The 11,565-nt window shown below is 65.3% G+C and carries 8 protein-coding genes; 5 read left to right on the forward strand and 3 right to left on the reverse strand.

What is annotated here, in order from left to right:
• The first annotated feature begins 5 nt into the window (after window positions 1-5).
• Window positions 6-377: a hypothetical protein gene (locus AC1DT7_RS12695; protein WP_478036314.1), complete on the forward strand. Its 372-nt coding sequence runs from the start codon at window positions 6-8 to the stop codon at window positions 375-377.
• A gap of 194 nt (window positions 378-571) precedes the next feature.
• On the opposite strand, the gene AC1DT7_RS12700 is transcribed toward AC1DT7_RS12695, so the two are convergent.
• Complete coding sequence (locus tag AC1DT7_RS12700; protein WP_478036315.1) at window positions 572-2,002, reverse strand: amino acid permease; 1,431 nt, start codon at window positions 2,000-2,002, stop codon at window positions 572-574.
• 114 nt (window positions 2,003-2,116) lie between these two features.
• Between AC1DT7_RS12700 and AC1DT7_RS12705 the strand changes: the two genes are divergently transcribed.
• Window positions 2,117-3,268: an isovaleryl-CoA dehydrogenase gene (locus AC1DT7_RS12705; protein WP_478036316.1), complete on the forward strand. Its 1,152-nt coding sequence runs from the start codon at window positions 2,117-2,119 to the stop codon at window positions 3,266-3,268.
• A 280-nt stretch (window positions 3,269-3,548) separates the two neighbouring features.
• Window positions 3,549-6,236: a PAS domain S-box protein gene (locus AC1DT7_RS12710; RefSeq protein WP_478036317.1), complete on the forward strand. Its 2,688-nt coding sequence runs from the start codon at window positions 3,549-3,551 to the stop codon at window positions 6,234-6,236.
• Window positions 6,237-6,292: 56 nt separating this feature from the next.
• Here AC1DT7_RS12710 and AC1DT7_RS12715 read toward each other — a convergent pair whose 3' ends face one another.
• Both AC1DT7_RS12715 and AC1DT7_RS12720 read right to left on the reverse strand, forming a co-directional pair.
• Window positions 6,293-6,928 (reverse strand): LuxR C-terminal-related transcriptional regulator, encoded by a 636-nt coding sequence (locus tag AC1DT7_RS12715; RefSeq protein ID WP_478036318.1) that lies wholly within the window; start codon window positions 6,926-6,928, stop codon window positions 6,293-6,295.
• Window positions 6,913-8,292, reverse strand: a complete 1,380-nt coding sequence (locus tag AC1DT7_RS12720; protein WP_478036319.1) for a sensor histidine kinase — start codon at window positions 8,290-8,292, stop codon at window positions 6,913-6,915. The genes AC1DT7_RS12715 and AC1DT7_RS12720 overlap by 16 nt, the downstream gene beginning before the upstream one ends.
• Before the next feature lie 185 nt (window positions 8,293-8,477).
• Here AC1DT7_RS12720 and AC1DT7_RS12725 point away from each other — a divergent pair, with 185 nt between their 5' ends.
• Window positions 8,478-9,227 carry an outer membrane protein gene (locus AC1DT7_RS12725; protein ID WP_478036320.1) on the forward strand — a complete coding sequence of 250 codons (750 nt, stop codon included), beginning with the start codon at window positions 8,478-8,480 and terminating at the stop codon, window positions 9,225-9,227.
• A gap of 57 nt (window positions 9,228-9,284) precedes the next feature.
• On the forward strand, window positions 9,285-11,477 hold the full coding sequence (locus tag AC1DT7_RS12730) for an Ig-like domain-containing protein (protein ID WP_478036321.1): 2,193 nt from the start codon (window positions 9,285-9,287) through the stop codon (window positions 11,475-11,477).
• The last annotated feature ends 88 nt before the right edge of the window (window positions 11,478-11,565 follow it).

An 11,565-nucleotide genomic window follows, 5' to 3' on the forward strand; every position in this document is an offset into this window, starting at 1 on the left:
GTATCATGCGCAAGGCGATTTTCTGGTCGCTCGCCCTCTCGATCGCCGCCGCGCCGGTCGCGGCGGCGGCGGAGGAGTGGAAGGATTTCGTGACGCCGGACGGCTATGCCAGCGCCATCTCGACCGATAGCCTCAAATCTTCCGGCACGCTGCGCTATTTCCGCCTGCGCGCCGGCAAGATCGGCGACTCGCGCTACGCGATCGCCGACGTGATGCTCGATTGCCAGAGCAAGATGCTGACGATCGGCCGCGCCGAACTCTACGACAAGGGCGTCCAGACGGGCGTCAGGCAGCCCGACCCGGCGCATCCCTTTGCCGAGCCGGTCGCCGACCAGCCCTCGGGCGACCAGATCCTGGCGACGGTCTGCGCGGGCTGATTCAACGGGCGATCGGCGCGGCATAGAAAAGCAGGCGCTTCACCGAGCCGCCCGCTGTTTCTCATCGTTTACCTCAACGTCACCCCGGCCTTGTGCCGGGGTCCACCCCTCCGCCTGGCAATGGCCGGCGTTTCGTAAACGCCACCGCGCGCGGATAAATGCATGCCGGAACGAGTCCGGCATGACGATAGTGGCTATTGCCCCATCACCGCCCGCGACCGCGCGTAAAGGAAATACACCAGCAGCCCGATCCCGTTCCAGATCAGGAACGACACCTGGGTCACATGCTGCAAACTCATGAACAGATAGCAGCAGCCAAGGATCGCCGCCGGTGCCACCACCCAGGCCAGCGGCGTGCGGAACGGCCGCCGCGCCCCGGGGCTGCGCCGCCGCAGCACCAGCACGCAGGCGGCAACCGCGACGAACGCGACCAGCGTCCCCGCATTGGCCAGCGAGGCGATCACGTCCAGCGGCAACAGCCCCGCCAGGATCGCCACGAATACCGCCGTCACCGCCGTGATCCGTGCCGGCGTTCCCCGCTTCGAGATCGCAGCGAGCGACGGCGGCAGGAACCCGTCACGCGCCATCACCAGGAAGATGCGGCTCTGCCCGTACAGGAATGCCAGCAGCACAGTCGGCAACGCGATCGCCGCCGCCGCTGCGACCACCGTCGCCACGCCACCGCTGCCCAGTTCCCGCAGGATCAGCGCCAGAGGCTCGGCGCTCTTCGAGAAGACAGTGTAGTGCACCGCCCCGACCGCCGCCGCCGCGACGACGATATAGATCAGCGTACAGGCAAGCATCGACCCGACGATGCCGATGGCGAGGTCGCGCTCCGGATTCTTCGCTTCCTCCGCCGCGGTCGAGATCGCATCGAAGCCGTAAAAGGCAAAGAAGATGATCGCCGCCGCGCCCATCACGCCGTATTTCACGCCGTGATCGTCGGCGACGCTGCCGAAGCCGCTCGGCGCGAACGGGTGCAGGTTCGCCGCATCGAAATGCGGTAACGCCACCGCGACGAACAGAGTCAGGGTCGCGATCTTCAGCAGGACCAGCGCGCTGTTGATCCGCGCACTCTCCCGCGTGCCGAGCATCAGCAGCCCGGCAACCACCGCGATGATCAGGATCGCCGGCACGTTGATACCCGCATTGGTGAGATGCATGCCACCTTCGGTTACCAACGTCGGCCCGTGGGTCATCCAGTCGGGCAGGATGATGCCCAGCCCCTTCAGGAACCCGACCGCATAACCCGACCAGCCGACCGCGACGGTCGACACTACCAGCGAATATTCGAGGATCAGGCTCCACCCGACGAACCAGGCGATGATCTCGCCCAGTACCGCATAGCTATAGGTGTAGGCGCTGCCCGAGGCCGGGATCATCGTCGCCATCTCGGCATAGCAGAGCGCCGCGCAGGCACAGATCGCGCCCGCCACGGCAAAGCTCAGCAGCACCGCCGGCCCGGCCCGGTCCGCGCCGACGCCGATCAGCGTGAGGATGCCCGTCCCGACGATCGCGCCCACGCCCATCGCCACCAGGTGCGGCCAGGACAGGGTCCGCGCCATGCGATGCTCGTGCGGCTGATCTTCCGCAGCAACGATCGTCTTCAGTCTGAACAGGCTCATTCCATCCCCCGGGATTTTGGGCAAACCTAGGCCTCTTCCGAGCATAGGCGCAATGCTGGCGCACGCGATTGCGGGACGCTACAGCCCGGTCAACAGGTTTCAGGAGAGACGACTATGGACATGACGCTGGACTTCGCCCTCGGCGAGAATGCGGACATGATCCGCGATGTGACCCAGCGCTTCGCCAGCGAGCAGATCGCCCCGCTGGCCGCAAAGATCGACGCCGAGGACTGGTTCCCCAGGGAGCTGTGGCCGGCGATGGGCGAGCTCGGCCTGCACGGCATCACCGTCGAGGAGGAGTTCGGTGGGCTCGGTCTCGGCTATCTCGAACATGTCATCGCCTGCGAGGAAGTCAGCCGCGCCTCCGCCTCGATCGGCCTCAGCTACGGCGCACATTCCAACCTGTGCATCAATCAGATTCGYCGCTGGGCGAACCCGGAKCAGAAGGCGAAGTAYCTGCCCAARCTCGTYTCGGGCGAGCATGTCGGCAGCCTCGCCATGTCYGAAGCCGGTGCCGGCTCSGACGTCGTCTCGATGAAGCTTCGCGCCGAAGAGACCGATACCGGCTATGTGCTCAACGGCACCAAATTCTGGATCACCAACGCCGCCTATGCCGACACGCTCGTCGTCTACGCCAGGACCGGCGAGGGCAGCCGCGGCATCACCACTTTCCTGATCGAGAAGGACATGCCCGGTTTCTCGATCGGCCAGAAGATCGACAAGATGGGCATGCGCGGCAGCCCCACCGCCGARCTGGTRTTCGACGACTGCGAGGTCCCGCACGAGAATGTCATGGGCCCGGTCAATGGCGGCGTCGGCGTGCTGATGTCGGGCCTCGACTATGAGCGCACCGTGCTCGCCGGCATCCAGCTCGGCATCATGCAGGCCTGCCTCGACGTGGTCATCCCGTATCTGCGCGAGCGCAAACAGTTTGGCAAGCCGATCGGCGCCTTCCAGCTGATGCAGGCCAAGGTCGCCGACATGTACGTCGCGCTCAACTCTGCCCGCGCCTATGTCTATGCGGTCGCCAGGGCCTGTGACGCCGGCAAGACCACGCGCTTCGACGCCGCCGGCGCGATCCTGCTTGCAAGCGAGAACGCCTTCCGCGTCGCCGGCGAGGCGGTCCAGGCGCTGGGCGGTGCCGGCTACACCAAGGACTGGCCGGTCGAACGCTTCCTGCGCGACGCCAAGCTGCTCGATATCGGCGCCGGGACCAACGAGATCCGGCGGATGCTGATCGGCCGCGAGCTGATCGGGGCACAATAGAACTCACCGTACCGGCCGGCCCGCCGAAATGGCAGGTGGGTAAGTCGGCTATCGCCTAGCTCCACCCGCCCTGCCCGCGCGCATCGGCGGCGCGGATCTGGCCCCGTCTTGCGGTCGATTCTATCTTGGGCGCCTCCGTATATCTACGTACCAGGACGCCATTGATTCAGGAGCGAAAACAAAGGAACTATTGGGTCTCGATAGATTTTCCCGGTCGGTAATCATCGCGGAGGACAGGGGCGCACAAAGTGAACCGCATGAAAGTCGCGGGATTTGGGGAATGCTGAAAACCAGGTGGGTGGCCGGAGGATTTGTCGTCCTCGCCCTGTTGCTTGACGTCACCGCCTTTTGTGGTTGGGTCATCGACAACGAGACTCTAAAAACATTTGGAGTCAACGGCTTCCCGCTCCGTCCCTGGGCGGCGGTGAGTTACCTTTTCCTTGCGCTCGCCGCGGCGGCGTCCGTGGAAGAAAGGAGGCGCATCGCCGCCATTTTCGCGATCGTCCCGAGCGTGATCGCCACCTGGACCTTCCTGCGCTATCTGGGCGTCATTCAGTTCGACCTGTACCGGCCATTCTTCCCGCACCAGCTCGCGCGCGACGGCCTGCCCCATCCCGGGCTTCCCTCGATCGGTGCGTCCCTCTCCTTCCTGCTGCTGTCTGGCTCGATCCTGCTCACGCCAAACCGTCTCCGGCGCATCGACGACATCAACATCCTGCTCGCAGGCACTGCCCTGCTCGGCGCCGCCACCGGCAGCGTCATTATCCTTTTTTCGCCGTCTCAGGCTGGTGCCTCGGCCGAATTCCTCAGCTCTCTACCCGCCAGCCTGATCGCCCTGTCGATCGCCATCGCCCTGATCATTCCAAGATCGGAGCGCGGGTGGCAGGCGCTGCTGGCAGGCGGCGGCGACGAATGGCGATCGTTCCGGCGGGCAATCCCCGCGATCCTCATCCTCCCTGTCCTGCCCTCGCTCGCCGCCCTCTGGGTGGTTCGCTACCATCTGCTGCCCGAGGCCGGCGCGGACATCGCCCTGGCGGCGGGCAATATCCTGATCGTCGCCGGCCTGATCGCCTGGGCGACATCGCGTGTGCTTAGGCAGCAAGGCGAACTCTCCTATCTCGCCCGTGCGCTGGATACGTCCAACGTCGCCCTGGTCTATCCGAACGGCGTGATCGCCCATTGGTCGGTCGGCTGCGAGCGCCTTTACGGCTATTCGCGGGAAGAGGCCGTGGGGCAGCGCAAATATGAGCTGCTGAAGACGCGCTCCGCCGGCGACGGGGTTCCCGACCTCATGCTCATGGGCGCCGAATATGAGCAGGAGCTGATCGAGGTTCGCAGTGACGGCACCGAGCTATATGTTATCGAGCGCCAGCAGCCCGCCGACATGCCCGATCGCGAGCCGATGATCATATTGAAACTGCTCGACATTACCGAGCGGGTCCGTGCGGAGACCGCGCTCAGGGAAAGCGAGCAGCGCCTCGCGCTGGCGACCGCGGCGCACGAGGTTGGCGTGTTCGAGTGGGACGTTGCGAGCGGGGCGCTTCACTGGTCGCCAGGCGCCGAGCAGCGTCTCGGCCTCGAAAGTGGTGCGATCAGCGACTTCGAAAATTGGCGCGCGCTGATCGTGCCGGAAGACGAGCAGGGCCTGCTCGATACGATTGCTCACGCGATTGCGAGCCGCGCCGACAAGTTCAGCTTTCGCTACCGCCTCCGACCGGTCGATGGCCTCTCCCGCTCGATCGAGGGGTCGTCGCGGTGCATCTATGACGGTCAGGGCAATCTGATCCGCACCGTCGGCGTCTGCCTCGACACGACCGAGCGCGACACCCGGGAAGCCGCCCTGCGGGCGAGCGAGGCGCAGCTGCGCTCGATCCTGGAGACGGTGCCCGACGCAATGGTCGTGATCGACGAACACGGCATCATCCACAGCTTCAGCAGTGCGGCGGAGCGGGTCTGGGGATATCGGGCCCATGACGTGGTCGGCCGGAACTTCACCATGCTCGCCAGCGAAGAAGAAGGGCAGCGCTACGCCACGGCGCTGCGCAACTATGTAGAGACCGGTCACACCACGGCTGTGGGTCGGACGGTGCCGGGCACAGGCCTGACCGCCGACGGGCGGGTGTTTCCGGCCGAGATCCAGGTCGGCATATCCCGCTCGGGCGGCGAGCTGCGCGTCACCATGTTCTTCACCGACATCTCGGAGCGGCTCGATACCGAGGAGCGGATGAGCGACCTCAACAACGAGCTGGCGCACCTGGCGCGCCAGGGCGCGATGAGCGAGCTAGCGGCAGACCTCGCGCACGAACTCAACCAGCCGCTCGCCGCCGTTTCCAATCTGGTCGCCACGGCCCGCATGATGGCAGAACGCGGCGACGAGTCGGCCGGCATCATCGACCTGTTGAAGATCGGCGGCGAGCAGACGCTCCGTGCCGGCGAGATCATCCGTCGCATGCGCGCCTTCATGGCCAAGCGCGACGTTGACATGCATGCCGAACCACTGGCCGAACTGGTCCGCGACACGGTCGACCTGGTGATGGTCGGCACCCGCCCGTTCGACATCCGCCTCGATTTCGATTTCGACCCGGCCGCGCCACGCATCTTCGCCGACCGGGTCCAGGTGCAGCAGGTGCTGGTCAATCTGCTGCGCAACGCGATCGAGGCACTGCGCGATCTGCCCCGCGCGAAGCGGCGCATCTCGATCACCTCCCGACGCGTCGATGACGGAATGGTCGAGATCGAGATGAGCGACAATGGCTCGGGCATTCCTGCCGAAATCCTCGATAATCTTTATGAACGTTTCTCGACCACCAAGCCCGATAGCGGCACCGGGATCGGCCTGTCGATCTCCCGTCGGATCGTCGAGGCCCATGGCGGCAGGTTGGTCGGCGAGAACCTGTCCGGCGGCGGCGCCGCGTTTCGCTTCACCTTGCCGCTCGCCGAGGACGCGCTCGAGAAGGAGGCCGTGTGATGCCGTTCAGCGAAAGACACCGCGCGCGGTAAGAGCATGCAGATCGACCTGTATTCTCAGATCAACCCGAGCGCCCTTGCCCGCATTGCCGCGTCCGTACGATTGGCAGCGCCGATCGCTGCCAGCGCCTGCGCGACATGGGTCTTCACCGTCGCGGGTGAGAGATAGAGGTCCCGCGCAATCTCCTTGTTGGAATAGCCGAGCGCCACCAGCCGCAGGACATCCGCCTGACGCGCCGTCACCACCGGCCTGATCATGCGGGCGGCGGGCACCTGCCCATCAGCCTGGGCGCCTGCAGCCAGTTCGGCGACGCGGGGTGGCATGTACCGGCCGCCGGCAAGTACCAGCTCGATTGCCGCCAGGATGATTTCAGTGCCCGATGTCTTGGGCACGAAACCGGCGACCCCGTCTGCGATCAGGTCGAGCAGCAGCCGGTCGTCATGCGACCCGGTGATCACCAGGACCGGCATGGTCGGTGCCACGCGGCGCAATTCGGCAATACCCGTGCGTTCTTCGGCACCCGGCATGGTCAGGTCGGCGAGACACAGGTCGGGTGCGGCCACTGCCTTGTCCCACGCCTCGGGGAAATTGCCTGCCTGGGCGATCGTCGCATGGGGCCAGCGGCGCGCTACCGCACCGGCCAACGCCTCGCGCACGAGCTGATGGTCGTCGCAGATCAGGCAGCTTCGCATGCAGGCTCCGATAGCGGCATCGGCACCGATGTGATGCGGTGACCGAAAGGCAGGCTGATCAGGAAGGCGGCACCGTGCCGCCAGCGCCGGTCGAAGCTCAGGCTGCCCTGTTGCAGGTCGATCAGCCGACGCGCCGAAGAGAGACCGAGACCGAAGCCGCCGCGATCCTCCAGGCCATGGTCGGAGCCTTGCGCAAAATCCTCGAACAGCCGCTCGACATCTCCCGCTACGATGCCGCGCCCATTGTCGATTACCCAGAGCTCGACCGAGCCTCCGCGCAACCGCGCCCCGACGAGTATCCGTGTGCCCCGAGCATGGCGGATCGCGTTGCCGACCAGATTGCCCAACGCGCGCTGCAGCAGGCGCCCGTCGCCCCGCGCCACGATACGACTCTCCACCAGGGTCAGGCTGACGCCGGCCGATGTGGCGGCCGGGCCATGTTCGAGCACGACCGCATCCACCACCTGGTCGATCGCGATGTCTCCGATCTTGGCCACGACCGCACCCGCATCGAGCCGCAGATGATCGAGCATCGTCTCGAGCAGGGCCTGGACCGACTGGAACGCACTCTTCGCCCCACGCGCGCTGCGGGCTCGCAAGACCGGATCGGCGGTCTCCAGTGCCTGGTCCATGAAGAGATGCGCTGCCTGGATCGGCTGTTGCAGGTCGTGCGATGCCGCCGCGATGAAGCGCGTTTTGGCGTCGCGTTCGGCGCGGACGATGGCGAGCGCACGTTCGAGCGATTCAGCCGCGTGCTCGGTCAGCGCCCGCGCTTCCGAGGCCTCGTCCGCCGCACGCCAGATCAGGCCGCGGATGCCGACGATCGCGGCACCCGCCATCCCGAGGAAAGCGGCAAGCGGCACGGCATAAGGCAGGTCGTGAGTCACCACGAACGCCGCCAGCGAGACGATGAGAGCAAGGCATCCCACGACTGAAAGACCATTGCCGCCGGCCATCATCACCATCGCGACGAACCAGACATAGAGAAAGATGGCGAACATGCGCAGATCGTTGCTGGCGGGTGGCAGCAGGATCCACACGCTCGCCGCGATCCCGCCGCAAAAGGCCATCATCGCGATCTGGGTCAAGCGCACCCAGAAGCGCGCCGTTCGTGACACTCGCCAGGCGGGTACCGCAAAGGCCGCGAGCAGCAGGCAGAGGCAAAGGACGCTCGCCCCCATAAAGCCGAGCCAGCTCCACAGCAGCGCGGGATCGACGATGGCCGCAAACTGCGAATGGACGAAGACCAGCACGGTCGTCATCACCACGATACCCACGATCGTCGTGCGGCCCTTGCCCTGAAGCTCCTCGACCTGCTCGAGGCGCAGCTTCACGCCGGGTTCGGGCATGGTGCGCAGTGCCATTCGGTGATGTTCCCCCGCACTCGCCCATCCGGTTCGGCCAACCGGCCGATACGTTCGGGCAAGTCCTCCGTCTAATCAACAATTCACAGGCGGTTTCAACGACTTTCTTCGAGAAAGCCGGGGGATCGTCTCGCGCCGGATCAAGACGATACCGGCTGATCGACAGGTAATACCCGGGGGTTCTTATGCGTATCTCGACCATAGTGGCCGGCCTGATGGCCGCATCTTCCTTTTCGACCACGGCTTATGCCCAGGATGGCGAGGATGACGGCAAGGGTTTCTATGCCGGCCTCTCCGGTGGGATCGCTGCGGTGCAGAGCACCGATATCCGGTATTACGACACCGGCGGCACCTTTGGCGGAAGCGGCACATCGGACAGTGTGGACGGACGGATCCACACCAAGAGCGCGGCCGAGTTCAAGGGCGTGCTCGGTTATGATTTCGGCATGGTCCGCACCGACGTGGAAGTTGCCTATCAGCGCAACGGGGTCAGCGCGCTGAGCATCGACAGGGTCAATGGCGCTGCCGTGAAGCTCGACGCTGGCGATGTCGCCGATGTCTGTGACTATCTGGAAGTCAGCGGCTGCGCACTTTCCGGCAACACCATCACCATCGGCAATGGCGGCCGGGTCCGCCAGCTCTCGGCGCTGGCCAATATCTGGCTCGACCTGCCGATCGGCAGCGTGATCACACCCTATGCCGGCGGCGGCGTGGGTGTGACCGGGTTCGAGATCGACGGCGAGGGCAAGGCGCGTTTCGGCTGGCAGCTCGGCGCGGGCGTCGCGGTTCGGCTCAACAGCCATATCGCTCTGACGGTCGATTATCGCCACCGCCAGGCCAAGGGCGGCAACCTGCCCTATGACGCCGTATCCGGCGCCGATGTCGGCAACATCCGCACCAACAGCGGCAGCGCCGGTCTTCGCTTCACTTTCTGACCTGACCAGCCGGGCCGTCGAGCGCCCGGCAGTGCCATTGAACCGGGGGAATCCAGCATGCGTCGTACCTTAGCCAGCCTGATGATATTGGGCATGATTTCCGGATGCGGTGGCGATGATTCCACCGGCACTGGCGGCGGGGGCGGCAGCGGCTCCACCGCGGATACCCAGGCACCCGTCGTCACCCTGTCCGCACCGGCGACCGTGGAAGGCGGCCTCACCATCGCGCTGACGGCCGCCGCCACCGACAATGTCACGACGGGCCTGACCCCGGCCATCACCTGCACGGGCGGCACGCTGACCGGCACGATGCTGGTTACCCCCATCGTGACCGCAGCAACGACGATCAACTGCACTGCCACCGCTACCGACGCGGCGGGCAATACCGGCCGTGCGAGCGTATCGATCAGCGTCCAGCCGACCACGGTTTCGCTCAAACAGGCTCCGGGGACGAGCGCCCTGTCCCAGGGCAAATACGGCGCATTGTTCGCCGAAAACCTGCCGCTCGACCAGGCCAGCTATATGGGCAAGCTGGGCGGCAAGGACGTGACGCTCTATCGCAGCGACGATGCCAAGACCCTCGTGTTCGTCACCCCGACCGGCGTGCCGGCCGGCGCACAGACGATGACGGTGACGATCGGCAGCCGCAGCTATAATTTCACCGTCCAGATATCGGCACCCGCCGATGTGACCAATCCGCGCACCGTGGTGCTTGATTTCCTGACGACTCGGAAGAACGAGGCGCAGGCCTTCCTGTCCTCAGCGGGCGCGTCGCTGAGTGCCGCGGCACGGGCAGATCTCACCGCGAAGATCAACCAGCTGCAGACCGGCATCAACACCATCGACAGCTTCTCCGCCGATGACCTGCGCAACGCCGCCATCTTCATCCAGGCCAATCCGTTTCCAAGCACCGCCTCGCTGTCGGCTTTCGGGCCGGTGCCGTTTGCGGCCGACAGCCGGAAGTGCAGCAACGCCTCCGACATCTTCCTTTACAGCGTCGTCACGACGATCGCGGCCGCGAAGGTCACCACGCTGGCGGCAGCGGGTGTCGGCACGGGCATCGGCGCGATCATCTTCGCGGGCGGCGCGGTGCTCACTTATCTCGCATTCGACAAGGGCGTGCTGAAGTCGCTCGACGCGATCGCCGATTATTGCTTCGACATCGAACAGCTCCGCCTCTCGACATATAATTACCAGCCGACCAATGCCTTGGTGGCAGGGCGGGCCCTTCGCTACGTCACGGCGACGCAGGCGGCCACGCGGCTCGGCTTCTCCAACGATGTACCCCGGACATTCCAGGTCCAGCAGCACCGTTCGCTGCTCGCGAACGTCGCCGCCACGATCAAATCCTCGACCGACAAGCTCTACGCACTCGCCGTCGCCAACAATTACGTGCCGGCAGCGCTGACCAACATGGTCAACCGCGTCGGCGGCTATGACGAAAACCTGCCCGCCGCGACCGTCGCTCTAAGCGGGATCACCGCCGGCGTGACCGGGGCGGCATCTGGCAGCGGAGACGTCCTGACCTTGCGCTTCAAGGCGGTGAATGCCGACCAGGATAATATCGACTTCAACTTCACCGTCACACCGGCGGACAGCAATCCCCTTCCGGTGGAGGCAACGCTCACTCTCGCGCTGCCCAAGGTCAACGATGCAGCCATCAAGGTTACTCAGGGCCAGCCGACCGCGTCGAGCGTGCAGGTCAGCGGCGCCGACAGCCTGGAACTGGTCGAGAGGCCGACCAAGGGCAATGTCACGCTGCAGAATAATGGCAGCTTCACCTATACGCCGACCGGCCAGGCATTCGGCGACGACAAGTTCACCTATCGCGGCAAGAACGCCAATGGCTTCTCGAAAACCGCCACGGTGCTGGTGACGATCGAGCGGAAGTTCGACGGCGCCTGGAAGATCACCAGCCGCTCCACCACCACCAGCCAGTCACAGGCCGGCCTGTGCCCGAACGAGACCAAAACCTTCACCATCATGGTCAGCAAGGTCTCCGACACCCAGTACACGACCTCCTATGGCGGCTTCCCGATCACCCTGACCATGTCGGGCAAGGACGATCCGTCCGGCCTCAGCGGCTCGACCACCGTCACCTATGATGACAGCCCGGGCAAGACGACCGAGACGGTGAACGCCAGGATCCCGAATAGCACGCAGATCACGGGCGACGGATCGTTCAGCTATGCCGGGCCGAACAATACCCGGTGCAGCGGCACGACATCGATAAGCGGGGTGCGGCCGTAGACCAGGGGGTTACGGCGCCCGGCGCCGCCGCTGCAGGCGACTCCCTCCTTGCATCGGCGGCGCCGCCAAGAGCTTAGGCCGGAAAAAT

The sequence above is a fragment of the Sphingomonas sp. P3_C6 genome, assembly GCF_056402595.1.

What these genes read in the sequence shown, in the direction of transcription:
- AC1DT7_RS12715 (WP_478036318.1), bottom strand. Translation starts at nt 6,928, where the DNA reads ATGCGAAGCTGCCTGATCTGCGACGACCATCAGCTCGTGCGCGAGGCG.
- AC1DT7_RS12720 (WP_478036319.1), bottom strand. Translation starts at nt 8,292, where the DNA reads ATGGCACTGCGCACCATGCCCGAACCCGGCGTGAAGCTGCGCCTCGAG.
- AC1DT7_RS12700 (WP_478036315.1), bottom strand. Translation starts at nt 2,002, where the DNA reads ATGAGCCTGTTCAGACTGAAGACGATCGTTGCTGCGGAAGATCAGCCG.
- AC1DT7_RS12695 (WP_478036314.1), top strand. Translation starts at nt 6, where the DNA reads ATGCGCAAGGCGATTTTCTGGTCGCTCGCCCTCTCGATCGCCGCCGCG.
- AC1DT7_RS12710 (WP_478036317.1), top strand. Translation starts at nt 3,549, where the DNA reads ATGCTGAAAACCAGGTGGGTGGCCGGAGGATTTGTCGTCCTCGCCCTG.
- AC1DT7_RS12730 (WP_478036321.1), top strand. Translation starts at nt 9,285, where the DNA reads ATGCGTCGTACCTTAGCCAGCCTGATGATATTGGGCATGATTTCCGGA.
- AC1DT7_RS12725 (WP_478036320.1), top strand. Translation starts at nt 8,478, where the DNA reads ATGCGTATCTCGACCATAGTGGCCGGCCTGATGGCCGCATCTTCCTTT.